This window comes from Sodalis sp. dw_96, from assembly GCF_018449575.1.
Lineage (GTDB): Bacteria > Pseudomonadota > Gammaproteobacteria > Enterobacterales > Enterobacteriaceae > Acerihabitans.
Genome location: NZ_JAAVUT010000021.1, coordinates 28,844 through 55,337, shown reverse-complemented (window position 1 = coordinate 55,337; position 26,494 = coordinate 28,844). Strand labels below are relative to the sequence as shown.

Genomic DNA, 26,494 nt, shown 5'->3' with positions numbered 1-26,494 from the left:
GGTAGGCCCGCGATCGTCGGACGTGCAGCGACCGTGTTGAAGGGAGACCGTGTCAATGGGGTCGAAGCAGGCGTGGTTTTTCCGCCTGCCCGAGCGCCCCATGACGCGGTAGGCCCGCGATCGTCGGGCGTGCAGCGACCGTGTTGAAGGGAGACCCTGTCAATAGGGTCGAAGCAGGCGTGGTTTTTCCGCCTGCCCGAGCGCCCCATGACGCGGTAGGCCCGCGATCGTCGGACGTGCAGCGACCGTGTTGAAGGGAGACCCTGTCAATAGGGTCGAAGCAGGCGTGGTTTTTCCGCCTGCCCGAGCGCCCCACAGCGCGGCCCGCTATCACCGGACGTGCAGCGAACGTGTTAAAGGGAGACCCTATTTGTCCGCAAAAAAAACCGGGGCGTCATATAGACGCCCCGGGTTCAGTTACTTGCCGGTAAACTTATACCGGCCAGCCCTGCTTGAATTATTCGTTGTAAGCACTTTCGCCATGGCTGTTGACATCCAGGCCTTCGCGTTCCTGCTCTTCCGAAACCCGCAAACCCACCGCGATATCGGCAATCTTGAAGCCGACAAAGGCAACCACGCCGGACCATATCAAACAAACAATCACGCTATAAAGCTGCACCCAAAGCTGATGACCCATGGTCATGCCCTGCGCATAGCCGACACCGCCCAGTGAAGCGGAGGTGAAGACGCCGGTCAGCAAGCAACCAGTGATACCGCAAACGCCGTGCACGCCGAACACATCGCAAACGTCATCCACACGCAGCCATTTCTTCAGCGCCACCACACCCCACAGACCGGCAACACCACCCGCCAGGCCAATCACCAGCGCACCGCCGACACCAACGAAACCGGCGGCGGGCGTAATGGCGACCAAACCCGCGATACAACCGGAACAGGCGCCTAACAACGACGGCTTGCCACGAATCATCCACTCTACAAAGACCCAGGAGAGGATGGCGCCGGCGGTAGCCATCACCGTATTGATAAACGCCAGGCCGGCGATTTCGTTAGCAGCGCTGGCGGAACCGGCGTTGAAGCCGAACCAGCCCACATACAGAATGGCGGTACCGGTAAATACCATCGGCAGATTATGCGGTTTAAAAGACTCTCGGCCAAAACCCGCACGTTTGCCCAGCATATAAGCACCGATCAGCCCTGCGCTGGCGGCGTTGATGTGAACCACCGTACCACCGGCGAAATCCAGCGCACCCATGGAAGCCAGATAACCACCCGCCCAAACCATATGCGCCATAGGTGCATAAGAGAACGTCAGCCAGATCACCACAAAGATCAAAACAGCGGAGAACCGGATGCGTTCCGCCAGCGCGCCGACAATCAGGCCCACGGTGATACAAGCGAACGAGCACTGGAACGCCACATGCACCAACTGATAGAAAGTCCCCATCAATGCCGTTATTGGAATATTTTTCAGCATGGCCCAGGTAAAGCTGCCAAAGAAAGGGTTGCCATCGCTGAAGGCCAGTGAATAACCGTAAAGCATCCACAGTACGCATACCATGGCGAAGGTCACCGAAACCTGGGTCAGCATTGACAGAACGTTTTTGGCACGTATCATGCCGCCGTAAAATAAAGCGATACCCGGTAAAGTCATAAACAGCACCAAAGCGGTGCTAATCATCATAAACGCATTATCGGCCTTATCGACAACCGGTGTCGCGGCCATAGCCCATGTTGGCAACAGTGCCAATGCCCCAAGGCCGGTTAATGAGACAAGTTTCTTCATTTTCATTCATCCCTATCCACAAAATTCGCGCTGGTCGTTAAAGTGCTGCTTCGTCGGTTTCGCCGGTACGAATACGAATGACCCGTTGTAACTCCGCAACAAAAATCTTGCCGTCCCCGATCTTTCCGGTGTAAGCCGCTTTACTGATGACGTCGATAACTTCGTCCAGTTGATCGTCGGCGATGGCAATATCAATTTTTACTTTTGGCAGGAAATTAACGCTGTATTCAGCCCCGCGATAAAGTTCAGCATGGCCTTTTTGCCGTCCAAACCCTTTTACCTCGGTGACCGTTAGCCCTTGAATACCCACAGCAGATAGCGCTTCTCGCACGTCTTCCAATTTGAATGGTTTAATCACCACGGTTACCAGCTTCATATGCTCCCCCTCAAGAATTTGGATCCGAACTCGCGACCACTACGCCTGAGTAAAGCAAAGCATGTGCCATAAATGTTTTGAAATAAAAATTTACCCTTCGATGCCTGCCTAGGGAGCGCGGGCAGGTATGGACCCTGTTTTACCCGGCGTCGGGTCCAAAGAGAGGGAGATGTTATGCACTAAAAAGAGGCGTAACGCCTGATAAAAGTGCATTGGGGCGGGTGATTGGCGGTGAATGCCCGATTGCGGTGCGGCTAAATGTAAATAGGCGGGCAATACAACCCGCCCGATGGGCAAAAACGGAAATCACGGTGGAAAACGCCGTTCAGACCGGTCTGGGAATGGGGGCGACCCCAACGCCGGAATACAAGACCCGGCCGGCCTGTTGGAGCTGGTACATTTGGTAGTAACGTCCCTGCTGCCGCAGCAGGAAATCGTGGGATCCGCGCTCTACCGCTTCCCCACGATGCAATACCAGGATTTCATCGGCATCGACAATGGTGGACAGACGATGGGCGATGACCACCAGTGTCGTCTGCCTGCGAATGGTCGCCAGCGCCCGTTGAATGGCCTGTTCGGTGCCGCTGTCAATATTGGCCGTGGCCTCGTCCAGAATCAGGATCTCCGGTGTCAATACCATGACCCTGGCCAGCGCCAGCAGCTGCTTTTGCCCCACCGAGAGCGTATTTCCCTGTTCGCCGAGCTCAGCATACAGCCCGTCGGGCAACGCGCGCACCAGTTCGGCCAATTGTACCTGTTCAAGGGCCCGCCAAACCTGGGCCTCGGTGATATCCCGCCCCAAGGTAATATTGGTGAACACCGTATCCGCCATCACCACCGGATCCTGTTGGACGATGGCCACCCCTTGCCTGAGCACCCGGTGCGACAGACTGTCGATGGAACGCCCGTCCAGCAGCAGGCGCCCCTGGCCGATACGGTAATACCCCATCATAAGATTAGCCAGGGTGCTTTTGCCGCTGCCGGTATGTCCCACCAGGGCGATAAAGCTGCGGGACGGGACGGTAAGCGAGACATGCTTTAACACCGACGTGTCGTCCCGATAGGCAAAGGTCAGATCGCGGATCTCTATACTCCCGCTGCACAGCGGCGCATCATCAATGCCATATTGCTGCTGGCGGCCATCCATCAATTCGAAGATACGTTCCCCCGCCACTACCGCCTGCTGCAACATGGATTGCTGCGTGGTAAGTTCAATCAGCGGCTCGTTCAGCCGGCCTAAATAGTTGATAAATGCATATAATACACCTACCCCCACCGAACCCACCGGACTAAAGCCAAACAGCATCAACAGGCCGCACAGCACCAGGGCGGAGAGCAAACTCAGCAACGGCCGCAGCAAAAAGCCCTCCAATCTCAGGGTTTGCATACGGGCCAGGTAGTGAGAGTGGCTGGCATCCGCCAGTTTTTTTCCGAAGCGCTGCTGCTGGCGGAATTGTTGGATAACGGTCATGCCGCTGATGGCTTCGTTGAATCCGTCGTTGATATCCGCCAAGTAGGCGCGCAGACGGCGAACGATGGGCGTGCTGTAATATTGATATATGGACATGACCAGCGCCACCACCGGGAAGATGACCAGGGCAACGCAGGCCATGCGCCAGTCGAGCGCGAACATGGCCACCAGCATCGCCACGACCAGCGCGATACAGCGCAACCAGGTGGACATCACGGTGATATAGAGATCCTTCACCACCTCGGTATCGTTGGTGACCCGCGAAATGAGCTGCCCCACCGGTTGGGTGTCGAAAGTACTCAAAGGCTGTCGCAATGAGGCGTCCATCACTTCGGTACGCAACTGTTGCACAATGTCCAATGCCGTTCGGTTAAATAGCAGGGACTGAAAATAACGCAGCGACGCGGAAATAAGCTGCAGCGCGATATACGCCAGGGCCAGTCCCGTCACCAGCAGCACCGGGAATTGTTTAAGCGGCACCACGTGATCGATAAAATAACTGATGACCACCGGCCCGGCCACCTCCGCCGCCGCCGCCAGCCACAGCATGACCACCGCCCGGATAAGGGATTTGCGGTAGGGCGCGCTGTAGGATAACAATCGTCTCAAGGTGGGCCACAGGGTTTGCCATTTACGCATCGGCCACCTCCGGCGCATCGGGATCCGCGGTGAGGGCCGCCTCCAACTGCTGGTAGCGGAACATATCCCGGTACCAGCCAGGCTGTTGCAACAGGCTCTGATGTTGCCCCCGCTGGGTGACCGTTCCATGGGCTAATACCAGAATATCATCCGCCGCGTGCAACGCCGACAACCGATGGGCGATGATGATAAGGGTGCGGTCCTCGCCCCACTGGCGCAGGTTGCGCAAAATAGTATGTTCGGTACGCCCGTCTACAGCGGACAGCGCATCGTCAAGCACCAGGATTTCCGCCTCCAGCAGCAGAGCCCGGGCAATGGACAAACGCTGCTTTTGGCCGCCGGACAACATTACGCCCCGCTCCCCTACCTGAGTTTCGTACCCCTGTGGTAGCCGGAGGATATCATCGTGCACACAGGCCAGTTCAGCCGCTTGTTCAATCTGCCGGCGGGTGGCGTCCGGCCTGCCGAGGGCGATATTATGCGCCACGGTGTCGGAAAAAAGGAACGGGGTTTGGCTGACCACCGCCAGGCGGCCGCGCCATTCATCAAGCTTGATGGACGGCAGTGGAATGCCGTGGAAACGGATTTCCCCGCGGGTCACATCGAAATGACGTTGGATAAGCGACAACAACGTACTTTTACCGGCGCCGGTGGGGCCACAGATACCCAGCATTTTACCCGGCGACAGCGTCAGTTGAATCTGGGTCAGGGTTGGCTGCAAGGTATGAGGGTAGGTAAAACTGCCGATATCCACCTGCAGCGTGCCCCGGTCGGGGGGCAACGCGCTGACGCCGTCTGTGACCTCAGGGGCCTCGTCAAGGGTTTGCCGTATCCGGCTGTAGGCGGCGCTGCCCCGTTCGACGATATTGAACATCCAGGCCAGTGCCAGCATCGGCCAAATCATCAGCCCCAGATACATGATAAAACTGGTGAGTTGACCGAGGGTCAGCAGATCCTGCATCACCATCCAGCTGCCGCCGCCAATGGCCAGCAAATTAGAGAAACCCACCGTCAGATAAATGGTCGGATCAAAACGGGCGTCAATGCGCGCCACCCGCATATTTTTCGAGCCGGCTTCGGCGGCCACCTGTACGAATCGATCCGACTGGTAATCTTCCAGGCCAAAAGCCTTGATCATTCTGATACCGGTGAGACTTTCCTGGGTCTGATTATTCAAAGAAGAGAACGCCGCCTGCGCCGATTTGAAACGCCGATGCAGCTCATCGCCATTATGTTTGACAATCAGCGCCATAATCGGCATCGGCACCAGGGAAAGCAGCGTGAGCTGCCAACTGATCTGGACGCTCATCACCACCAGTACCGAGCAGCCCATCACCAGCGAATCCACCAAGGTCAGTACCCCTTCCCCAGCGGCAAACACCACCCGATCCACATCGTTGGTGGCGCGGGCCATCAAATCACCGGTACGATGGCGCAAATAGAAGCCGGGCAACTGGCCGCTGAGCAACCGGTAGAAACGCGCGCGCAGTTCGACCGCCAATTGATATGACGCACCGAATAACAATATGCGCCAGACATAGCGCAGCAGGTAAACCATCACCGCGGTAAGGGTCATGGCGCCGATCCACAGCATGATCATGCGGTTTGACGCCCGGTGTTCGGTTACGCCATCCACAATTACGCCCACCAATTTGGGCGGGATCAGCTGTAAAACGGCGATGACGATCAGCAGAGCAACCGATCCCAGATAACGTCGCCATTCGCGACGGAAGTACCAACCTAGTTGTGCAAATAATCTCACGAAATATTATTCCAGCATCATTTACCTGTTTATCCCGGACCGATAATCGGGACCGATTCAGGGAAACTCATTATAAAGGTAATACCGTCGTATTTTTAATTTCTTCCATCGCAAAACTGGACGTAACGTCAATCAACCCCGGTACGCCGTTAACCAGTCGCTTGTAAAAATCATCGTAACTTTTCATATCGGCAACCAGGACCTGCATCAGATAATCGTACTCACCGGCCATACGATAAAAAGCCAGGACTTCCGGCATCTCTTTTACCAGGGCGACAAAGCGGTGATACCAGTCGCTATTGTGCTGTTGTGTTTTGATATGTACAAATGCCGTAAGTGCCAATCCCAGTTTATCGTGATCAAGCAAGGCCACTTTGGCACGAATGACCCCATTTTCCTCGAGGCGTTTGAGACGTTTCCAGCAGGGCGTGGAGGTTAAATTTACCGCTTCCGCCAGTGATTGTAACGACAAAGTACAATCCCGCTGCAGTAATGAGAGTAGCTTGCGATCGGTTTTATCTAACATGGCATGCTTAGGGAGAAAAGTATTCTCTCATAACACGTTATCAGGGTGAAAAAGGCAATCCTTTTTTCCCCCGTCCCCGTTATGCTGTTGCCAACAAGATTCGGGGGATAATATGGACCAGCAGTGGGTTAAACAGGCTATCAGCGATATACAGGCTGACTTCCAGCGTTCGGCCGATACACATTTGATACGCTTTGAGCTACCGTCATTTCCCGGCATTTTTTTCTATTTAAAGGATGAAAGCACCCACCCTTCCGGCAGCCTGAAACACCGTTTAGCCCGCTCCCTGTTTTTATACGGTTTATGCAACGGCTGGATTAAACAGAACCGGCCGGTGATTGAAGCCTCTTCCGGCAGCACGGCGGTATCCGAAGCCTACTTCGCACGGCTACTGGGTCTGCCGTTTATCGCGGTAATGCCCGAGTGCACCGCCAAGCGAAAAATAGAACAAATTGCCTTTTATGGCGGACGCTGCCACTTTGTCGGGCACAGCGGCCTGATTTATGATGAGGCCAAGAGGCTTGCCGGGGAATTGAATGGTCATTATATGGACCAGTTCACCTATGCCGAACGGGCCACTGATTGGAGGGGCAATAACAATATTGCCGAAAGTATCTTCCGGCAGATGTCCCGTGAGCCGTTCGCCGAACCGGACTATATTGTGATGAGCGCGGGTACCGGCGGTACGTCGGCCACCCTTGGGCGGTATATCCGCTATCAGGGAAAGGATACCCGTCTGGTGGTGGCCGATCCTGAACATTCGGTATTCTATGATTATTATCATCAGCGTGATCCCCTGCTCACCGGGAAGCAGGCAGGGCGCATTGAAGGAATAGGACGACCGCGGGTTGAACCTTCTTTTATTGCCGATGTTATCCACCGGATGATCCGGGTTCCCGACGCCGCCAGCATCGCCGCCCTTTATTGGCTGGAACCGATTTTGGGCCGTCGGGTCGGGGGATCCACCGGCACCAATATGTGGGCCGTAATGCAATTGGCGCAAGAGATGCGGGCGCAAGGACGTCAAGGCGCCATCGTGACGCCCTTGTGCGACAGCGGCGAACGTTATCAGGATACTTATTACAACCGGGAGTGGGTACGTGAGCATATCGGTGATATTGCCCCCTGGCTGCAACGATTACGTGATCTATAGTTGCCCCGGGATAAACGCGTTGAGCTTGTTGACAAAGTGCCGGTCGGGACAGGATGCCAGATCATAGCTAAATGGCAAACCTGCCGTGAATCCATCCCAGGAGGCTCGATCCGTGGGATTACGGCTATGCCCGGCACAGAGAAGGCAGTAACATATCCTTTTAAATTCGGATGCAACGAGTCCAGTGATGAAACGAGCTGTGGTGGTTTTTAGCGGCGGGCAGGATTCCACAACCTGCCTGATACAGGCACTGACGTTATATGATGAAGTCCATTGTATAACCTTTGATTATGGCCAGCGCCACCGGGCTGAAATCGACATTGCCCGCCAGTTGGCGCAGGAACTGGGTGCCCGAGTCCATAAGGTGATCGACGCCGGATTGCTCAATGCCTTGGCGGTAAGCAGCCTGACCCGGGATAATATCCCGCTTCCCCATTACGACGATTCCACCGGCGACGCATTGCCCTCCACCTTTGTGCCGGGACGCAACATTCTTTTTCTCACCCTGGCATCCATCTATGCTTACCAGGTCGGTGCGCAAACGGTGATTACCGGCGTGTGCGAAACGGACTTTTCCGGTTATCCCGATTGCCGCGACGAATTTGTGCAAGCGATGAACCAGGCGGTCAAGCTAGGCATGGCGCGGGATATTCAGTTCAAAACGCCGCTTATGTGGCTGAACAAGGCGGAAACCTGGGCACTGGCGGATTATTATCATCAATTGGACAAGATCCGCCACGACACGCTGACATGTTACAACGGTATCAAAGGCGACGGCTGCGGCGAGTGTGCCGCCTGCCATTTGCGGGCCAGGGGATTGGCAGAATATCAACAGGATCCGGAACGGGTCGGCGCTGAAATGAAACGTAAAACCGGTCTGACGGGTTAACGGCATCTTATCGGGTCAGAGGGACCAGCCGACTCCCTCTGTGCCTGAATATATCAATTAATAAACGACCAAAGACGTAAACGGGAAAATACTATTTTTTCTTGGATTTCTTTTTGGGAGCGACATTAAGCAACGCACGAAGTTTTTTCACTTCACTACTGGTAAAGGGCTGTTCAGTAATTTCTTGGGTGTGCTGATTATCGACATCAGCAGCAACGTGCTCCTTTGGCGGAGTGCTGTCTTCACTCAGGCTGCGTTCCAGCCTTGCGCCTATTTCTGCACTCATGGAAACGCTATTGCTCTCTGCCAAGGCTTTAATTCTTTCCTTGAGTTGCAGAGGAAGTTTGATCGTTAAGTTAGCTGTCTCACTCATCGTGCTTTCCTATTCATAGAAGAGCCACTAACTTAGGAAAGTTAGTTCCGGTTGTCCAGACTGTCATAAAAATTTAATATTATTGTCAAAAAATTGCGACATATTGAGAAAATACATTTTAATCGAATATAAAAAAGTTTCTTAATAACTTATAGGCCAGATAATCTTTAAAATCAATAAATTAACTTTTTTAATCCTCATGAATAAGCGGGTTCTCCCGATGACGTCGTCGTGAGAACCCGCAGTTCCGCTTTTAAATCAGAGCTCTAGCTGGGATTTAATGTCCGCATAAGTGGAAGGCCCAATGCCTTTGACTTTTTTCAGCTGATCGACCTTTTTGAAAGGGCCGTGTTTGTCACGATACTTGATAATTTCCCTGGCTTTGGATGGGCCGATCCCTTTTAACGCCTCCACCAATTCATCTTCGGTGGCGGTATTGATATTGACCTTTTCGTTTTCATCCCCGTCATCAGCGGTGCTGTCGACGTTGCCAGCCTTATCGGCAGGTTCACTCTTTTCCACCGCGACATCGGTTTGAACGGACTTGTCCTCAGTCTTGCCCTCAGTGACGTCCTGCCGAGCCTCCGCCGGTTGTGAATCCGTCGGTGGCGAATCGGCATCATGACCGGCGACTTCCTCCGTTTGGGTAATGACCCGATCTTCAGCGGCCTTCGTCGGGTTGTCTTCCTCGTTTGAGGCAGGACGTTCAGCGCCTTCGAGTGAGTCATAACGCGTCAGTTCGGTACCGCTGTTCCCTGGCCCGTTGTCACTAAGAGCATCGGTAGCGGCGCTGACCGTCGTATCCTGTTCTCCCTCCACCGTTGCATAGGCGCCGAGGGGCATGATAAATAAACCAGTGGACAGAATAATACCGAGGGTGCGTTTCCATGATGTCGTCATTGTGCTTTCTCCTTGTTTGTTTGCACGGAAGGCAGAATGCCCGAGCGGGGAGAAAGGAACAACCGGGGAATATCGAAGATGCAAAAGGCCCCTTGCGGGGCCTTCTGTTATTACATTGTATGCGGGATTTTTATGACCGCTATTGCATTTGTGCGGCATTGCCCAGTTTGATTTTGGCTTCACTGCGCAGGTTATTCAGCAGCGCATCGAATGTGACGCCGGTCATACCTTGATTCAACTGGCCGACAAACAGGCTGCGCTGCTGATCGTCAAGTTTACGCGGGACGACTTCATCGAGAGCCAGCAGCACAATGTTGCCTTTTTCATCCTCGGAGAGGCCGTAGGAGGATTTATTCGGCTGCGGTTGCGGCAGGGTAAAGACCGCTTGACTCAACCGGTCGTTTTGCCGGGTGGAATCGAAGGTCTGAGGTCCGCCAAACGCCAGGTTCGCCGCCTTCAAGGCATCGTCGCCTTTGCCCTGCTTTAGCGCCATCAGGATTTTCTCGGCGTCCACGCGGGCCTGCTGTGCGGCCTTCTGGCGTTTAACCTGCTGTTCCACCTGCGGGCGAACCGTATCCAGCGATTTGATGGCCTCCGGCTTATGCTCGGCGATACGCACAATGAAGGCCCGATCGCCGTCCACCGTAATGACATCGGAATTATTGCCGGGGGCACCGTTGGCGCCCAACAGGGATCCATCGAAGATCACCTGTTTCACCGGATCAAAACTCAGGGCGGCCGGAACGCTGTCGCGGCTGAACCAGTCGGTTTCAATCGCCTTGGTGCCGGCGGCGGTTTCCGCCGAGGCCAGCGACTCATTATCGTTGCTGGCGGCATCGCTCACTTTTTGCTGCAAGGCATAATAAGCATCAACCGCTTTCTCCTGCTTCACTTTGGTCGCGACGCTGTCATGCACTTCCGCCAGGGGCTTTACCTGCGCCGGTTGCACATCGTCCAGCCTGGCGATTAAGTACCCCACCGACGACGTGATAACGCCGGAAAGCTGCCCTTTATCGTTCAGATTGGCCTGTTTAAGCTCATCAACGGTGGAGTCCTGTTCCATCCAGCCAATATCGCCGCCTTTCTTGGCCGAAATCACATCGGTGGATTTCTGTTTTGCCAGGGTGGCGAAATCCGCCCCTTGCTGCAACTGGACCAGGATGCCTTTCGCATCGGCCTCGGTTTTGCTTTGTATAATGCTGTAATGTTTGCGGGCCTGCTGGGTGAACTGATCTTTGTGCTGATCGTAATAGGCCTGTACCTCGGCGTCGCTGACGGTGGTTTTATCCATCATCGAGGCGGCGTCCAGGGGGATGTAGGAGACTTTGAAGGATTCAGGCAGGACGTAAGTATTTTTGTTCTGATTGTAAGTGTCCTGGATTTCCTGATCGGTCGCGGTCTGTGCGGCCACAAGGGTATCGATATTCAACGTCGCCAAACGCGCTTTGCGATCCTGGATTGCCAGCGACAGCAAGCGGGTGGTTTCGTCCGGCAGCATAAAACCGGTTCCCCCCATGCCTTGAATTAATTGCTGGGTCAATAACTGTTTGCGCATCAGCTGCGCATACTGATCCGGCGTCAATCCCATGTTAGTGATGATCGAGCGATATTTTTCGTTATCGAATTTGTTGTCGGTCCTGAACGCCGGGATGGCAAGAATAGACTCTTTGATCTGTTCGTCGCTGGCCGCCAGCCCCAGGGTTTGCGCATATTGATCCAGCAGAGTTTCATCTATCAACTGAGATAATACCTGCCGCCGCATCTGGAGCATGTAACCTTCGTTGCCCGCCAGCGCCGAAAAACTGTCGCCCAAGGATTCCTGCTGACGATTGCGCTCATTTTGCACCGCCTGCTCCAACTGGGCACGGCTGATCTGCTGACCGTTGACCTTGGCGGCATAATCACCGCCGCCGCCTATCAGATAGTTGCCTACCCCGGTCAGCACGAATGAAATGGCGACAATGGCCAGAATAATTTTGAGCACGACGTGATTTGCGGCCGCGCGTAAATTGTCCATCATAGTGTGACAACACTCCGCTGTAAAATGAATGAAAACCTGCGCCGCGGTGGTATCCCGCTATCATGCCGTCATCCGAGAGCGGCTGCGCGCTAAAGCTATTCCTCTGACAACAACGTTAACCCTGAGTCAGGAGAAAACAAAAACAAAAAAGGCACATCGAAAAGATGCGCCCTGTATTCTACCCTACCCGTTCACTTGCGTCAGGTAATAGTTTGACGCAAAAAACAACGGTGCAACAATCAGTTGACAGCGTCTTTCAAACCCTTGCCGGCGCGGAAGCCGGGCACTTTGGCTGCCGGAATACTGATTTCTTTGCCGGTTTGCGGATTACGACCGGTACGGGCAGAGCGTTCGCGAACCGTAAAGGTGCCGAAGCCGACCAGTGCAACGTCATCTCCCTGTTGCAAGGTTTCGGTAACGGAACCAATAATTGCGTCCAATGCACGTCCGGCAGCCGCTTTGGAAATATCAGCACCTGCGGCAATTTTGTCGATCAGTTGTGACTTATTCACTCATTCATCCCCTCTAAAATTCTCTTGTCGCGGCGGAATTTTCCTTAAACGCGACAGCGCAGCTGTTATACCAAGCCTGTTATGTACTGGCAAGTGTAACGCAATTACCGACCAGGCCAGACAGCTACCTAACTTAACGGTACAAAAAAAGGCTGGCAAGCGGGATTTCGCCTGTCAGCCTTATTTTTAACGGTATATGTTACATAAAGCCACTATTTTGCCGCCGCGGTGACTATCTCCATGCCAAAAGGTGAATTTTGCAAGGCTAAGGTCAGCACTTCGTCGATACGCTGAACGGGATGGATATCCAGGTCGCGAATCACATTCGCCGGCATGTCTTCCAAATCACGTTTATTCTCGTACGGAATCAAAACGGTCTTAATCCCGCCGCGATGCGCCGCCAGCAGTTTTTCCTTCAAACCGCCGATGGGCAGCACCTGGCCGCGCAACGTGATTTCACCGGTCATGGCGACATTGGCCCGTACCGGATTACCCGTCAGGCAAGAAACCAGGGCGGTGCACATGGCGATACCTGCGCTGGGACCATCTTTGGGCGTCGCGCCTTCCGGCACATGCACATGGATATCCCTTTTTTCGTAAAAATCGGCGGTAATGCCCAATTTATCCGCGCGGGAACGTACCACGGTCAACGCCGCCTGAATCGACTCCTGCATCACCTCGCCCAGCGAACCGGTATAGGTGAGCTTGCCCTTGCCCGGCACACAGGCCGTTTCAATGGTCAGCAGCTCGCCGCCCACTTCGGTCCAGGCCAGGCCGGTAACTTGCCCGACCCGGTTTTCGCCTTCGGCGCGGCCATAGTCGAAACGCTGCACGCCCAGATAGTCTTTGAGATTATCGCCGTCGATATGAATATGCTTGATGGACTTATCCATCAGCAGCGTCTTCACCGCCTTGCGGCATAATTTGGAAATTTCCCGTTCAAGATTACGCACCCCGGCTTCACGGGTGTAATAACGGATAATCCCAATCAGCGCGCTGTCTTCAATCGTCAGCTCGCCCGGTTTCAACGCGTTGCGTTCAATCTGTTTTTGCAGCAGATGTTCGCGGGCGATGTTCAGCTTCTCGTCTTCGGTATAACCCGACAGGCGAATCACTTCCATACGATCCAGCAAGGGCGCCGGGATATTCATGGAGTTCGACGTTGCCACGAACATGACGTCGGACAAGTCGTAATCCACTTCCAGATAATGATCGTTAAACGCCACGTTCTGTTCGGGATCCAGCACTTCCAGCAGTGCGGAAGAGGGATCGCCGCGCATATCCGAAGACATTTTGTCGATCTCATCCAGCAGGAACAGCGGATTTTTCACGCCGACCTTGGACATTTTCTGAATAAGTTTACCCGGCATTGAGCCGATGTAGGTCCGGCGGTGACCGCGGATTTCCGCCTCGTCGCGCACCCCGCCGAGCGCCATGCGCACATACTCGCGCCCGGTGGCCCTGGCGATGGATTGACCCAGGGAGGTTTTACCTACCCCCGGCGGCCCCACCAGGCAGAGAATCGGCCCTTTTATCTTGCTGACCCGGCTTTGTACCGCCAGATACTCGAGAATACGTTCCTTGACCCGTTCCAGACCGTAGTGATCTTTGTCCAGAATTTCCTGGGCCTTTACCAGGTCCTTTTTCACCTTGGTGCGCGCATGCCAAGGCACCGACAGCATCCAGTCGATATAACCACGCACCACGGTAGCTTCCGCGGACATCGGCGACATCATCTTTAGCTTTTGCAATTCCGCTTCGGTTTTTTCACGCGCCTCTTTTGGCATTTTTGCCGCTTCGATTTTGCGTTTCAGCGCTTCGTTTTCATCGGGGGCATCGTCCATTTCCCCCAATTCTTTCTGAATGGCTTTCATTTGCTCATTCAGATAATATTCGCGCTGACTTTTTTCCATCTGCTTTTTGACGCGGTTACGGATACGTTTTTCCACCTGCAGCAGGTCGATTTCCGATTCCATCATCGCCATCAGATATTCCAGCCGTTCCGTAATATCGGCCATTTCCAAAACCGATTGCTTGTCGCTCAATTTCAACGGCATATGGGCGGCGATGGTGTCGGCCAAACGGGCGGCATCATCAATACTGTTTAAAGACGTCAGTACTTCGGGCGGGATCTTTTTATTGAGTTTGATGTATCCCTCAAATTGATTTATCGCCGTGCGCACCAGCACTTCTTGTTCACGTTCGTCTATTTCGGGGGTTTCGAAATATTCAGCCTGGGCGGCAAAGTGTTCGCCGCTATCCGACAAAGTCGTTATACGGGCGCGCTGTAAACCCTCCACCAGTACTTTTACCGTACCGTCGGGTAATTTCAGCATCTGGAGAATCGAAGAGACGGTCCCGACTGAAAAAAGATCGTTAATACCCGGTTCATCCGTAGAGGCCTCTTTCTGCGCCACCAGCATGATTTTTTTGTCGCTATCCATGGCTGCTTCAAGGCACCGAATCGATTTCTCCCGCCCGACAAACAGCGGGATGACCATATGCGGATAGACCACCACATCGCGCAGAGGCAATACGGGGATTTCTATGCGTTCGGAACGCTCAGCATTCATAGAGCTCTCTCTTAGTTTAGCTTCCGCCAGGTTTAGGGGATTCGCAAAACTCGGCTTTTGCCAGTTTCAACAAATAGGTATTTGAGTATATGGGGGCAATTTTTTTACATTCAACGGTCAAGATAATGGAAAAACAAATGGGGGATTAAATCCCCCACCTTGGTCACTTTGCCGTTATTTCAGCACCTTGTCGGCCTATTATTCACCGGAAGCCTGCTGGGCCTCATGTTTACCATAAATCAATAAAGGTTCCGATTGGCCTTCAATAACCGATTCGTCAATAACCACTTTTTCCACGCTATCCTGCGAAGGCAGCTCATACATGGTATCCAGCAGCGCGCCCTCGACAATGGAACGTAATCCGCGAGCGCCGGTTTTGCGGGCCATGGCTTTTTTGGCAATGGCCGTCAGCGCCTCGTCGCGGAACTCAAGCTCCACCCCTTCCAGATTGAATAATGCCTGGTACTGCTTGGTTAAGGCATTTTTCGGCTCTTTCAGGATTTGAATCAACGCGTCCTCGCTCAGTTCATTAAGCGTGGCAAGCACCGGCAGACGACCGATAAATTCAGGGATCAGGCCGAATTTAATCAGGTCCTCCGGTTCGACCTTGGTCAGCAACTGGCCTTCAGACGCCTTTTCGGCGCTGCCTTTAACCGTTGCGCTAAAACCAATGCCGCGTCCGGTATCAATACGCTGCTCAATCACTTTGTCGAGACCGGCGAACGCGCCGCCGCAGATAAACAGGATTTTCGAGGTGTCCACCTGCAAAAATTCCTGCTGCGGATGCTTGCGGCCACCCTGGGGCGGCACCGCTGCAATGGTCCCTTCAATCAGTTTCAACAGCGCCTGCTGGACGCCTTCACCGGATACATCGCGGGTAATGGACGGATTATCCGATTTACGGGAAATCTTGTCGATTTCATCGATGTAAACAATACCGCGCTGCGCTTTTTGCACGTCGTAATCACATTTTTGCAGCAGTTTCTGAATGATGTTTTCCACATCCTCGCCGACATAACCCGCTTCGGTAAGGGTGGTGGCATCCGCCATGGTAAAAGGCACATCCAGAAAACGCGCCAGCGTCTCCGCCAACAGGGTCTTGCCGCTGCCGGTAGGTCCGATCAATAGGATATTGCTCTTGCCCAGTTCGATACCGTTGGTGGTATCGCCGTTGCGCAGGCGCTTGTAATGGTTATATACCGCTACCGCCAAGACTTTTTTTGCTTTTTCCTGGCCGATAACATAATCGTCCAGATGATGGCGAATTTCATGGGGCGTCGGCAACGCGCTGCGTTCCCTGTGCGGGGCAACTTCCTTGATCTCTTCGCGAATAATGTCATTGCATAAATCGACGCATTCATCGCAGATATACACTGACGGCCCGGCGATCAGCTTCCGCACCTCATGCTGGCTTTTACCGCAGAAAGAGCAATACAGCAGCTTTCCTGAACCGTCTTTGCGCTTATCTGTCATCAGTAACCTCTTTCTCTAGTCTTGTCCCGCAAACCAACCACGGCGGTAACGCGACTGCTAAACGTAAAACCGGCGCGATGAGTCAATATTAGTCTAACCGAATGACCTTATACTATAACTATAGTCCATCGGTATTCAGAATTTCGCCTCAATCGCGATGGTTTAATATGCCATCCACCAATCCGTAGTCTACCGCCTCATCAGCGGATAAGAAACGATCGCGTTCCGTGTCTTTCTCAATTGTTTCAAGCGGACGGCCGGTATGTTTGGCCATCAGTTCGTTCATGCGGGATTTTACCTTCAAAATCTCTTTCGCATGAATCTCAATATCGGTCGCCTGACCCTGGAAGCCGCCCAAAGGCTGGTGAATCATCACTCTGGAATTGGGCAAGCAAAACCGTTTACCCTTGGCTCCCGCCGTCAACAAGAATGCACCCATGGAAGCCGCTTGCCCCATACATATAGTGCTGACGTCCGGTTTGATAAACTGCATGGTATCGTAAATCGACATACCCGCGGTGATAACCCCGCCCGGCGAATTGATATACAGATAGATATCTTTCTCAGGGTTTTCGGCCTCAAGAAATAACATCTGCGCCACAATCAGGTTCGCCATATAATCTTCAACCTGGCCGGTCATGAATATGACCCGTTCCTTCAGCAGGCGCGAAAAGATATCGTAAGAACGCTCTCCGCGTGAAGTCTGCTCAACCACCATCGGCACCAACGCCATGTGGGGTGCGTGTTGATCTCTTTCGCCACTGTTTGACATTACCATCTCCTAGATAAATTTCTCTCGGCGCCATTATTACCGATTCTACTTGAGATGTGGAACAATCACCACGTTCAAGCGGCCGGATCGCCTTTTTGGTCGAGCGGATGTTATCAGCAGGGACGTATGCGTCTGGGCCTAATGATTCCCTGTAACCTTTAATTGGGGGGTCCGACCTCATTTTTCAAGCGTTGGCACTCGTTCTTTCATCGGTTGTAACGCTAAAACGATCGGTGCCGACATCTGCCGGTGGTCGCTAAGTATCAAATAAGCCAGGCCATTTGCGTTTTACCGCCGTATTTATTTAAAAACGCGGCAGCAGCATAAAACGACCTTTTACAATAAAAAACCCGCCATCAAGGGATGACGGGCCGTTAATGATAAACACAGCGCTTGGTTGGGAGCAAGTCCGGCCAAGCAGATTTATCAAGCCGCGTTCGGTTGATTCATTAACTCGCTGAACGTGGTGCTTTTCTCCACCACTTTAGCGCTGGCTAATACAGTTTCAACCGCTTGTTCTTCTAAAGCCACGTTACGCATATTATTCATCATTTCCTGATTTTTTGCGTAAAACTCAATGACTTCCCGCGGATCTTCATAGGCCGAGGCCATTTCTTCGATCAAGGTTTTAACCCGGTTTTCATCGGCTTTGAGCTCATTGGTTTGAATCACTTCACCCAACAATAAGCCGATTTTAACGCGGCGTTTAGCCTGTTCTTCAAACAATTCGCGCGGCAATTCCAGCGCCTGTTTTTCGTTGCCGCCGAAACGTTGCGCGGCCTGGCGGCGCAGGACGTCGATTTCACCGTCCACCAACCGTGCCGGGACATTGATATCGTTGGCGCTGATCAGCCCGTCGATAACCTGGTTTTTGACCCGGTTGCGCACGGCGTTTTTCAGCTCGCGTTCCATATTTTTACGCACTTCGGCGCGCAGGCCGTCGAGGGAACCGTCAGGCACGCCGAAACGTTTGATAAAGTCCTCGGACAGCTCCGGCAATTCGCGCTCTTCAACTTTTTTCAATACGATGGCGAACTTGGCCGCTTTACCTTTCAGATTTTCCGCATGGTAATCTTCCGGGAAATTGACGTCGATATCGAAAGAATCGCCGGCTTTGTGACCGATCACACCTTCCTCAAAGCCCGGGATCATTCGGCCCTGGCCCAGCGCGAGCACGAAATCACTGGCTTTACCGCCTTCAAATTCTTCGCCGTCAATGGTGCCGGTAAAATCTACGGTCACACGATCTTCCGCGATAACGGCGCGTTCGGTTTCCTTCCAGTCCGCCTGCTGCTTACGCAGGGTTTCAAGCATCTGATCGACATCGGCGTCGTTGACCTCAACCACCGGCTTTTCGACTTCGATGGTATCCAGATCTTTCAGCTCGACTTCAGGATAAACTTCAAATTCAACATGGTAGGTAAAATCTTCCCCTTTTTTGTATTCGCCGGGGACATAGTCGGGCGCGCCGACCGGATTGATTTTTTCCTGAATGATGGCATCGACAAAGTTACGCTGCATCAGATCGCCCAGTACATCCTGAAGTACCGAAGCGCCATAACGTTGTGCCACGATATTCATCGGCACTTTCCCTTTGCGGAAACCATCGATACGAACTTTTTTAGCGACATTCACCAGTTCGCTTTTTACCGCTTGTTCAATGCTGTCGGCGGCAACGGTAATCGCTACGCGGCGCCCCAGGCCTTCAGTGGTCTCAACAGAAACTTGCATCTTGTTACCTCAAAAAATCACAGTGCTCGGTCAACTCCAGAAGCCGTTTTCAAAGAAGCGGTCATCCAGGTCCACTGACGTGAAAATGGCCTCTTAGAACCGGGAGGTCTGAGTGAACAGAAACCTGTTCCCCGTCGTCGTCAGAAGCATCCCGAATACATTCCGGAAATATATATCCAATAGATTTCAAGTTGCGGGAAGGCGGCAAGCGAATGAACCCCGATGAGCTTACTAAAGTAAGTGATTCGGGTGAGCGAGCGTAGCCAACGCACCTGCAATTTGAAAGATGACGGATATAAGACGCGGCATTATAGCGGCATAGAGTTTATGAGTCGAGAACAGCGCGAAATTTGACTTCAACTGCGAGCAGCGGCGCACAAAATCAGCAAAACGGCCTGACGGCCGTTCTGATTGTGTGATTTATCCGGGCGTGGATGGGGAGCGACGGGGATCCTGTCCTCAGGCCAAAAGTCCCGCGCCGCGACAGGGCGGCGATTCCGGTACGGCATTCTGCAAACTGGTCCACTCTTTAAGGGTATAGGTATGCAGCGCCAAGGCATGTACCGGTCCGGCCAATTCCTCGGACAGTACCGCATACATGGCGCGATGCCGGGTCAGGATCCGCTCGCCGGTAAAACGCTCGCTCACCATAATCACCTTGAAATGGCTTTCCGAACCCGCCGGCACGTTGTGCCGATAGCTCTCGTCGATGACCTCCAAATAGGTCGGATCAAACGCTGCCCTTATTTTTGCTTCTATTTGTTCGCGGAACATGATTTTCTCCTTACTGCCTAAAGGCTGCGCGCTCAACATCGTTAATTAAGACTTTAGCTGACTTTTTATTAACTCATAGCACTAATATCATAAATTTTTGTCTTAAAAAGCCGAAACTTCACTTCGGATGACCGCCATCCCGCTGTAGCGTTGGTAATGTGTTTTTTTGCCATCCGAGGGGAACCAGGCCCGAGAGACCATCGTTAACACAATTTAGCGTGATTCTGATCTTCCCCCGGCGAGCGGCAATGATATGATGTGACCAAATTTGTCCCCCCTTGTGCATCTTAATGATTGAGAAGGCGATTATGCTGAAAAAAATGTTCCTCCCCTTATTGGCTGTGCTGCTGCTCGCCGGCTGTGCCGCCAAAAGCACCACCCTTGAAGTGACACCGAGAATCGACCTGCCGCAGCAGGACCCTTCCTTGATGGGCGTTACGGTAAGCATCAACGGTGCCGACCAGCGCCCCGACCAGGCCCTGGCGAAAGTGAATCGCGACGGCCAGCTGGTGGTGTTGACCCCGTCGCGGGATCTGCGATTCCTGCTGCAGGAAGTGCTGGAAAAGCAGATGACCGCGCGCGGTTATATGATAGGGCCGAACGGTGCGGTTGACTTGCAAATCGTGGTCAATAAGCTCTTTGCCGATGTCTCGCAGGGCAACGTGCGATATAACATCGCCACCAGCGCCGATATCTCGATTATCGCCACGGCGAAAAACGGCAACAAGCAAACGAAGCATTATCAGTCGCTCTATAGCGTGCAGGGTGCATTCACCGCCAACAACGAAAACATCACCAAAGCCGTTAACCAGGTTCTGAGCGACGTCATCAGCGATATGGCGCAAGACACCAGCATCAGCCAATTTATTAAAGAAAACGCACATTAATTCGCGCTATTATTCCCTTCGTCTCCCCACGTTCCCGCCCGCTCCGCGCGGGTGGGCTTTTAACCCACCGGTTAATGAACTGAACGCCCTATGCCCAATCGTCACCTTAGCCTTGCGACCCTGACCCAGCCACGTTCATTGATGTTATTGTGCCTGGGTTTTGCCTCCGGTTTGCCGCTGGCATTAACGTCCGGAACGCTCCAGGCATGGATGACCGTGGCCAACGTCGATTTGAAAACCATCGGCTTCTTTTCCCTGGTGGGCCAGGCTTATGTCTTCAAATTCCTCTGGTCGCCGGTGATGGACCGCTATACCCCACCGTCGTTCGGTCGGCGGCGGGGCTGGCTGATAATTACCCAATTATTCCTGATTGGCGGCCTCCTGGCCATGGCGAGCCTCAGTCCGGAGCGCAACCTGGCCGCCATGGCCGTGGTGGCGGTCTGGGTGGCCTTCTGTTCGGCGTCGCAGGATATTGTTTTCGATGCCTATAAAACCGATCTGCTGCCGCCGGAAGAACGCGGGACCGGCGCCGCCGTTTCGGTATTGGGTTATCGTATCGCCATGCTGGTCTCCGGCGGATTGGCGTTATGGCTGGCGGACAGGTTTTTGGGATGGCAAGGCACCTATTACCTCATGGCCGGCTTAATGGTTATCGGCGTGGTGACGGCGCTGGCGGCGCCGGAACCGGATAACGCCATACCGGCCCCCCGTACGCTTGAACAGGCCATTGTCGAGCCGTTGCGGGATTTTTTCGGCCGTAACAACGCTTGGCTGATTTTACTGCTGATAGTCACTTACAAGCTCGGCGATGCCTTCGCCGGCAGCCTCAGCACCACTTTCCTTATCCGGGGGGTGGGTTTCGGCGCCGGTGAGGTCGGGGTAGTGAACAAGACGTTCGGTTTACTGGCCACTATATTCGGCACCCTGCTTGGCGGGCTATTGATGCAACGCCTGACGCTGTACCGCGCCCTGCTGCTGTTCGGCCTGCTGCAAACGGTATCCAATGCCGGCTATTGGGTTCTGGCGGTTACGGATAAGCACTTGGCCACCATGGGCACGGCGATCTTTGTGGAAAATCTTTGCGGGGGCATGGGTACCGCGGCTTTCGTGGCCTTGCTGATGAGCCTGTGCAACAAGTCTTTTTCCGCCACCCAGTTCGCGCTGCTTTCCGCCTTGTCCGCCGTCGGCCGGGTTTATGTGGGTCCCATTGCCGGCTGGTTCGTGGAACTTCATGGCTGGGCCTGGTTCTACCTGTTCTCGGTTATTGCCGGCATACCCGGCCTGCTGCTGTTGGTATTATGCAGGGATACGCTGAGCTTCGCCCAGGAAACCGGCGTGTTTCCCAGGCGCAACGGCTATGCCGGCCCCTACCGATGGGCTCTGCTGCTGCTGGTGTCCGGCGCCGCGCTGCTCGCTCTGGGCCTGGTGCTCATGCTGGTGCAGGCGGCCGGATGGTTTAACGCCGCGCCGGTGTCCGGCTATTGCTGGCAAAGCGGCGCCATGCTCATCGCCCTGAGCATCCTGGCGGGATGCTGGTGTGATTTTATGTCGATGCGGCGTGGCCGAGACGCCGCCTGATCGGTCAATAAATAAACGAAATAAGAAGTCGGGCTCATCTCTTTGTCGAAAAAATGTATCAGATTGGTATACAAAAATTGCTTTTTCTGTTTCTGAACTTTTTTTTATTGATTAGACAAAGTGGTGATAGTTTAACATCTTTACTATTTCTCGATGGACGTATTTGCTTTTTTGTAGCTTATATGTCGCCAAATGCTATTCTTGTGTTAATGTTATGATAACAATGCTGCCGCTTTATTCTTTATAAACCGGTAATTAATGCTCAAAGGCTAATTTTTCTCTAAGCCGTTGTGAGTATTCATATTTTGTCATAATTTTCCAAGGCAATGATATCTCACACATCGAGCGGAAACATGTTTCTGACATAACCTTAAGCATGTTTACAGTACTGCAACCTTCCCGTAAAATGCCCACACACAAGAAACGACATTAGAGCCCTTTTTTATTGAGGTCGTTAGATGAGACTCAGGAAATACAATAAAAGTATAGGGATTCTGTCATTGATTTCCGCCGCCACTTTGCTGAGCGGTTGTGATATGGCGTTAATGAATCCCAAAGGACAGATCGGACTGGAGCAACGTTCACTGATACTGACCGCCCTCGGGCTGATGTTGCTGGTAGTCGTACCTGCTATCGTCATGGCGGTAGTCTTCGCCATAAAATATCGCGCAACCAATACCAAGGCAACCTACAGCCCCAATTGGTCCCACTCCAGCAAAGTGGAACTGGTGGTCTGGATCGTGCCGGTTTTGATCATCATTTTCCTTGCGACCCTGACCTGGAAGTCAACTCATGCCCTGGATCCCGGCAAACCCATCGCATCCGATGCCAAGACCATCAATATTGAAGTGGTGGCGATGGATTGGAAATGGTTGTTCATCTATCCGGAACAGGGTATAGCCACCGTTAACCAGATTGCCTTTCCGGCCAATGTACCGGTCAGGTTCAATATCACTTCCAACTCGGTAATGAACTCCTTCTTTATTCCACAGTTGGGCGGGCAGATTTACGCCATGGCGGGAATGAATGCCACGTTGCACCTGATTGCCAATGAACCCGGCACTTACAACGGCATATCCTCCAATTTCAGCGGCAGGGGATTTTCCGGCATGAAGTTCACCGCGATTGCCACACCGGACCAGCAGGGTTTTGAAAGGTGGGTGCAAAAAGTGAAATCGTCGCCGGAAACCCTCAATACCATGGATGCCTATGAACAATTGGCCGCGCCGAGCGAATTCCACCCGGTGGAATATTTCTCCAGTGTGAAACCCGACCTGTTCAATTCGGTCATCGGCAAATTCATGGGCAAGGGCAAGAGCATGGACATGACCCAGAAGTCGGGAATGGACATGAGCATGAGTGAGCACTCTCACGCGGGAACCGAGGAATAACACGATGTTCGGATTATTAACGCTGGATTCGGTTCCATACCATGAACCGATCATTATGATCACCGTAGCCGCCATTGTCGTTCTCGGGCTGGCTTTATTGGCGACCATTACCTATTTTGGCAAATGGCAATATTTATGGAGTGAATGGTTTACCTCGGTGGATCATAAAAAAATTGGCGTAATGTACATGATCGTGGCCTTCGTGATGCTGCTTCGCGGCTTTGCGGACGCCATCATGATGCGTTCGCAGCAGGCGCTGGCCTCAGCAGGCGAAGCCGGTTTCCTGCCGCCCCACCATTATGATCAGGTGGTAACCGCCCACGGCGTCATCATGATCATCTTCATGGCAACACCTTTCGTGGTGGGTTTGATGAACCTGGCGGTTCCGCTGCAAATCGGCGCCCGCGACGTGGCCTTCCCTTTCCTTAACTCCATCAGCTTCTGGTTCTTCGTGGTGGGGGTGATACTCATCAACATCTCGCTGGGCGTAGGGGAATTCGCCCAGACCGGATGGGTGGCGTATCCGCCGTTGGCCGGCAAGGAGTATAGCCCTGGCGTGGGGGTGGATTACTGGATCTGGAGTATCCAGATAGCCGGTATCGGAACCACCCTTACCGGCGTGAATTTCTTCGCCACCATCATGAAAATGCGCGCGCCGAACATGCCGCTGATGAAAATGCCGGTCTTCACCTGGACGGCATTGTGCACCAACATCCTGATTATCGCCGCGTTCCCCATCCTGACCGTCACCATCGTGCTTCTGACGCTGGATCGCTATCTGGGCACCCATTTCTTTACCAATGACATGGGCGGCAACATGATGATGTATGTCAACCTGTTCTGGGCCTGGGGCCATCCGGAAGTGTATATCCTGGTGCTGCCGGTGTTCGGCGTTTACTCCGAAGTGGTGGCCACCTTTTCGAAAAAACGGTTGTTCGGCTACACCTCGCTGGTTTGGGCCACCATCGCCATCACCCTCCTGTCGTTCTGCGTCTGGCTGCACCACTTCTTCACCATGGGGTCCGGGGCCAACGTCAATGCGTTCTTCGGCATCATGACGATGATTATCGCCATACCCACCGGGGTGAAGATCTTCAACTGGCTGTTCACCATGTATCAAGGGCGCATTGTTTTCAATTCCGCCATGCTGTGGACCATCGGTTTTATCATCACCTTCTCCATCGGCGGCATGACCGGCGTGCTGTTGGCGGTGCCCGGCGCCGACTTCGTCTTGCACAACAGCCTGTTCCTGATAGCGCATTTCCATAACGTTATCATCGGCGGCGTGGTGTTCGGCTGCTTCGCCGGTATGACCTACTGGTGGCCGAAAGCCTTTGGTTATACGCTGAACGAAACATGGGGCAAACGCGCCTTCTGGTTCTGGATTATCGGTTTCTACGTCGCCTTCATGCCGCTGTACGCCTTGGGCTTCATGGGCATGACACGTCGCTTAAGCCAGCAAATCGACCCTGCGTTCCACCCGCTCCTGATGGTGGCGGCCGGTGGCGTAGTCCTCATTGCCCTGGGCATTCTGTGCCAGGTGATACAAATCGTCCTTAGCGTCATTCAACGGGATCAGAACCGCGATCTCACCGGCGACCCATGGGGCGGACGTACCCTGGAGTGGTCCACCTCTTCACCGCCGCCGTTTTATAATTTCGCCCTGGTACCGGATGTCAATAATCATCGCGACGCCTTTTGGCAGATGAAGGAAGACGGAACGGCTTATCAGAAACCACTGGCCTACGAACAGATCCATATGCCGAAAAATACCGGCGCCGGCGTAATCATCGCCGCCTTCAGCCTGTTTTTCGGTTTCGCCATGATCTGGCATATCTGGTGGCTGGCGATCATCGGCTTTGCCGGCATGATAGTGACCTGGATTGTCCATAGCTTTAACCAGGATGTGGACTATTACGTGCCCGCGGCCGAAGTGGAACGTATCGAAAACCGGCATTTTGAACAAATTAGTGAAGCGGGCGTGAATAATGTCAACTGAGACTCTGTCAAATCATGATACCGCCCATACAGCGCAAGCCGCGCATGGGCACCACGATGCGGGAGCCATAAAGGTATTTGGCTTCTGGATCTACCTGATGAGCGACTGTATTTTATTCGCCACCCTGTTCGCCACCTATTCGGTTTTGGTGAACAGCGTCGCCGGAGGCCCGTCGGGCAAGGATATTTTCGAGCTGCCCTTTGTATTGGTTGAAACTTTCTGCCTGTTATTCAGCAGCATCACCTACGGCGTGGCGATTCTTGCCATGCACAAAGGCAATAAAAGCCAGGTTATCACCTGGCTGGGACTGACCTTCCTGTTCGGCCTGGCGTTTATCTGCATGGAACTGTATGAATTCCATCATCTGATCGGCGAAGGTTTTGGTCCTGACCGCAGCGGGTTCCTGTCCGGGTTCTTCACGCTGGTAGGCACCCACGGGCTGCACGTTACCTCGGGTCTTATCTGGATCCTGGTGATGATGGTGCAGGTTTCCCGGCGCGGCCTGAGCGCCACCAACCAAACCCGGTTGATGTGTCTGAGCCTGTTCTGGCATTTCCTGGACGTTGTGTGGATTTGCGTGTTTACCGTGGTGTATCTAATGGGGGCCATGTAATGAGTCATTCCGCAACCGGGCACGGCGGCGCCAGCCACGGCAGCCTGAAGTCTTATTTAACCGGTTTTGTACTGTCAATCATTTTGACCGTGATTCCCTTTGCCATGGTGATGAACGGTTCGGCCACCAAAGTCACTCTGCTTGCGGTTCTGGTTGTCTGCGCGGTGGTACAAATATTGGTTCACCTGATCTATTTCCTGCATTTGGATTCCTCTTCCGAACAGCGTTGGAATGTGGTGGCCTTTGTCTTTGCAGTATTAATAATCGCGATTCTTGTTGTGGGCTCCCTGTGGATTATGTGGTACCTGAACTACAACTTGATGGGCCATTAAAAGAGC

At 53.3% G+C, this 26,494-nt stretch carries 21 protein-coding genes and 1 pseudogene; 8 read left to right on the top strand and 14 right to left on the bottom strand.

Annotated elements, in window-relative coordinates:
- Nucleotides 1-457: 457 nt before the first annotated feature.
- From amtB to HB631_RS22200, 5 genes are all read right to left on the bottom strand, one after another.
- Entirely contained in the window at nucleotides 458-1,744 is a 1,287-nt protein-coding gene (gene amtB / locus HB631_RS22220) for an ammonium transporter AmtB (RefSeq protein WP_213993356.1), read from the bottom strand.
- Between the two features lie 37 nt (nucleotides 1,745-1,781).
- Nucleotides 1,782-2,120 carry a P-II family nitrogen regulator gene (glnK, locus tag HB631_RS22215; protein WP_009639071.1) on the bottom strand — a complete coding sequence of 113 codons (339 nt, stop codon included), beginning with the start codon at nucleotides 2,118-2,120 and terminating at the stop codon, nucleotides 1,782-1,784.
- A 325-nt stretch (nucleotides 2,121-2,445) separates the two neighbouring features.
- On the bottom strand, nucleotides 2,446-4,230 hold the full coding sequence (locus HB631_RS22210; protein WP_213993355.1) for a SmdB family multidrug efflux ABC transporter permease/ATP-binding protein: 1,785 nt from the start codon (nucleotides 4,228-4,230) through the stop codon (nucleotides 2,446-2,448).
- The gene (locus HB631_RS22205; RefSeq protein ID WP_213993354.1) at nucleotides 4,223-5,992 is read right to left on the bottom strand and encodes a SmdA family multidrug ABC transporter permease/ATP-binding protein; all 1,770 of its coding nucleotides are present in this window, start codon (nucleotides 5,990-5,992) and stop codon (nucleotides 4,223-4,225) included. Before HB631_RS22205 ends, HB631_RS22210 begins: the two co-directional genes overlap by 8 nt.
- A 70-nt stretch (nucleotides 5,993-6,062) precedes the next feature.
- Nucleotides 6,063-6,518: an Lrp/AsnC family transcriptional regulator gene (locus HB631_RS22200; RefSeq protein WP_213993353.1), complete on the bottom strand. Its 456-nt coding sequence runs from the start codon at nucleotides 6,516-6,518 to the stop codon at nucleotides 6,063-6,065.
- Between the two features lie 112 nt (nucleotides 6,519-6,630).
- Between HB631_RS22200 and HB631_RS22195 the strand changes: the two genes are divergently transcribed.
- Nucleotides 6,631-7,671 (top strand): PLP-dependent cysteine synthase family protein, encoded by a 1,041-nt coding sequence (locus tag HB631_RS22195; RefSeq protein ID WP_213993352.1) that lies wholly within the window; start codon nucleotides 6,631-6,633, stop codon nucleotides 7,669-7,671.
- A gap of 187 nt (nucleotides 7,672-7,858) precedes the next feature.
- On the top strand, nucleotides 7,859-8,560 hold the full coding sequence (queC, locus tag HB631_RS22190; RefSeq protein WP_213993351.1) for a 7-cyano-7-deazaguanine synthase QueC: 702 nt from the start codon (nucleotides 7,859-7,861) through the stop codon (nucleotides 8,558-8,560).
- 91 nt (nucleotides 8,561-8,651) lie between these two features.
- Here queC and HB631_RS22185 read toward each other — a convergent pair whose 3' ends face one another.
- The 9 genes and pseudogenes from HB631_RS22185 to bolA form a co-directional block, all read right to left on the bottom strand.
- Nucleotides 8,652-8,933, bottom strand: coding sequence for an Arc family DNA-binding protein (locus HB631_RS22185; RefSeq protein WP_213993350.1), 282 nt, complete (start codon nucleotides 8,931-8,933; stop codon nucleotides 8,652-8,654).
- 270 nt (nucleotides 8,934-9,203) lie between these two features.
- A pseudogene (locus HB631_RS22180) lies at nucleotides 9,204-9,776 on the bottom strand (helix-hairpin-helix domain-containing protein); the annotation flags it as partial.
- Between the two features lie 196 nt (nucleotides 9,777-9,972).
- A complete protein-coding gene (gene ppiD, locus HB631_RS22175; protein ID WP_213993348.1) occupies nucleotides 9,973-11,853 on the bottom strand; it encodes a peptidylprolyl isomerase in 1,881 nt (626 codons plus the stop codon).
- A 239-nt stretch (nucleotides 11,854-12,092) separates the two neighbouring features.
- Nucleotides 12,093-12,365 (bottom strand): nucleoid-associated protein HU-beta, encoded by a 273-nt coding sequence (gene hupB / locus HB631_RS22170; RefSeq protein WP_132922930.1) that lies wholly within the window; start codon nucleotides 12,363-12,365, stop codon nucleotides 12,093-12,095.
- A 212-nt stretch (nucleotides 12,366-12,577) separates the two neighbouring features.
- The gene (gene lon, locus HB631_RS22165) at nucleotides 12,578-14,938 is read right to left on the bottom strand and encodes an endopeptidase La (RefSeq protein ID WP_213993347.1); all 2,361 of its coding nucleotides are present in this window, start codon (nucleotides 14,936-14,938) and stop codon (nucleotides 12,578-12,580) included.
- 198 nt (nucleotides 14,939-15,136) lie between these two features.
- Nucleotides 15,137-16,411: an ATP-dependent protease ATP-binding subunit ClpX gene (gene clpX, locus HB631_RS22160; protein WP_213993346.1), complete on the bottom strand. Its 1,275-nt coding sequence runs from the start codon at nucleotides 16,409-16,411 to the stop codon at nucleotides 15,137-15,139.
- Nucleotides 16,412-16,559: 148 nt separating this feature from the next.
- Nucleotides 16,560-17,183, bottom strand: coding sequence for an ATP-dependent Clp endopeptidase proteolytic subunit ClpP (clpP, locus tag HB631_RS22155; RefSeq protein ID WP_213993345.1), 624 nt, complete (start codon nucleotides 17,181-17,183; stop codon nucleotides 16,560-16,562).
- A gap of 426 nt (nucleotides 17,184-17,609) precedes the next feature.
- On the bottom strand, nucleotides 17,610-18,914 hold the full coding sequence (tig, locus tag HB631_RS22150) for a trigger factor (RefSeq protein WP_213993344.1): 1,305 nt from the start codon (nucleotides 18,912-18,914) through the stop codon (nucleotides 17,610-17,612).
- A gap of 459 nt (nucleotides 18,915-19,373) precedes the next feature.
- Complete coding sequence (gene bolA / locus HB631_RS22145; protein WP_213993390.1) at nucleotides 19,374-19,691, bottom strand: transcriptional regulator BolA; 318 nt, start codon at nucleotides 19,689-19,691, stop codon at nucleotides 19,374-19,376.
- Between the two features lie 305 nt (nucleotides 19,692-19,996).
- Here bolA and HB631_RS22140 point away from each other — a divergent pair, with 305 nt between their 5' ends.
- From HB631_RS22140 to HB631_RS22115, 6 genes are all read left to right on the top strand, one after another.
- Entirely contained in the window at nucleotides 19,997-20,575 is a 579-nt protein-coding gene (locus HB631_RS22140; RefSeq protein WP_213993343.1) for a lipoprotein, read from the top strand.
- Between the two features lie 90 nt (nucleotides 20,576-20,665).
- Nucleotides 20,666-22,153: a muropeptide MFS transporter AmpG gene (gene ampG / locus HB631_RS22135; RefSeq protein WP_213993342.1), complete on the top strand. Its 1,488-nt coding sequence runs from the start codon at nucleotides 20,666-20,668 to the stop codon at nucleotides 22,151-22,153.
- 458 nt (nucleotides 22,154-22,611) lie between these two features.
- Nucleotides 22,612-23,544 (top strand): cytochrome o ubiquinol oxidase subunit II, encoded by a 933-nt coding sequence (cyoA, locus tag HB631_RS22130; RefSeq protein ID WP_213993341.1) that lies wholly within the window; start codon nucleotides 22,612-22,614, stop codon nucleotides 23,542-23,544.
- Between the two features lie 4 nt (nucleotides 23,545-23,548).
- The gene (cyoB, locus tag HB631_RS22125) at nucleotides 23,549-25,543 is read left to right on the top strand and encodes a cytochrome o ubiquinol oxidase subunit I (RefSeq protein ID WP_213993340.1); all 1,995 of its coding nucleotides are present in this window, start codon (nucleotides 23,549-23,551) and stop codon (nucleotides 25,541-25,543) included.
- Nucleotides 25,533-26,156 carry a cytochrome o ubiquinol oxidase subunit III gene (locus HB631_RS22120; protein ID WP_213993339.1) on the top strand — a complete coding sequence of 208 codons (624 nt, stop codon included), beginning with the start codon at nucleotides 25,533-25,535 and terminating at the stop codon, nucleotides 26,154-26,156. The genes cyoB and HB631_RS22120 overlap by 11 nt, the downstream gene beginning before the upstream one ends.
- A complete protein-coding gene (locus tag HB631_RS22115) occupies nucleotides 26,156-26,488 on the top strand; it encodes a cytochrome o ubiquinol oxidase subunit IV (RefSeq protein ID WP_213993338.1) in 333 nt (110 codons plus the stop codon). Before HB631_RS22120 ends, HB631_RS22115 begins: the two co-directional genes overlap by 1 nt.
- The last annotated feature ends 6 nt before the right edge of the window (nucleotides 26,489-26,494 follow it).

Excerpts from the sequence above, each read along its gene's own strand:
- HB631_RS22210 (WP_213993355.1), bottom strand. The coding sequence starts at position 4,230 with ATGCGTAAATGGCAAACCCTGTGGCCCACCTTGAGACGATTGTTATCC.
- HB631_RS22200 (WP_213993353.1), bottom strand. The coding sequence starts at position 6,518 with ATGTTAGATAAAACCGATCGCAAGCTACTCTCATTACTGCAGCGGGAT.
- queC (WP_213993351.1), top strand. The coding sequence starts at position 7,859 with ATGAAACGAGCTGTGGTGGTTTTTAGCGGCGGGCAGGATTCCACAACC.
- lon (WP_213993347.1), bottom strand. The coding sequence starts at position 14,938 with ATGAATGCTGAGCGTTCCGAACGCATAGAAATCCCCGTATTGCCTCTG.
- tig (WP_213993344.1), bottom strand. The coding sequence starts at position 18,914 with ATGCAAGTTTCTGTTGAGACCACTGAAGGCCTGGGGCGCCGCGTAGCG.
- glnK (WP_009639071.1), bottom strand. The coding sequence starts at position 2,120 with ATGAAGCTGGTAACCGTGGTGATTAAACCATTCAAATTGGAAGACGTG.
- HB631_RS22185 (WP_213993350.1), bottom strand. The coding sequence starts at position 8,933 with ATGAGTGAGACAGCTAACTTAACGATCAAACTTCCTCTGCAACTCAAG.
- ampG (WP_213993342.1), top strand. The coding sequence starts at position 20,666 with ATGCCCAATCGTCACCTTAGCCTTGCGACCCTGACCCAGCCACGTTCA.
- HB631_RS22140 (WP_213993343.1), top strand. The coding sequence starts at position 19,997 with ATGCTGAAAAAAATGTTCCTCCCCTTATTGGCTGTGCTGCTGCTCGCC.
- cyoA (WP_213993341.1), top strand. The coding sequence starts at position 22,612 with ATGAGACTCAGGAAATACAATAAAAGTATAGGGATTCTGTCATTGATT.
- HB631_RS22195 (WP_213993352.1), top strand. The coding sequence starts at position 6,631 with ATGGACCAGCAGTGGGTTAAACAGGCTATCAGCGATATACAGGCTGAC.
- clpP (WP_213993345.1), bottom strand. The coding sequence starts at position 17,183 with ATGTCAAACAGTGGCGAAAGAGATCAACACGCACCCCACATGGCGTTG.
- ppiD (WP_213993348.1), bottom strand. The coding sequence starts at position 11,853 with ATGATGGACAATTTACGCGCGGCCGCAAATCACGTCGTGCTCAAAATT.
- HB631_RS22115 (WP_213993338.1), top strand. The coding sequence starts at position 26,156 with ATGAGTCATTCCGCAACCGGGCACGGCGGCGCCAGCCACGGCAGCCTG.
- HB631_RS22120 (WP_213993339.1), top strand. The coding sequence starts at position 25,533 with ATGTCAACTGAGACTCTGTCAAATCATGATACCGCCCATACAGCGCAA.
- cyoB (WP_213993340.1), top strand. The coding sequence starts at position 23,549 with ATGTTCGGATTATTAACGCTGGATTCGGTTCCATACCATGAACCGATC.
- amtB (WP_213993356.1), bottom strand. The coding sequence starts at position 1,744 with ATGAAGAAACTTGTCTCATTAACCGGCCTTGGGGCATTGGCACTGTTG.
- clpX (WP_213993346.1), bottom strand. The coding sequence starts at position 16,411 with ATGACAGATAAGCGCAAAGACGGTTCAGGAAAGCTGCTGTATTGCTCT.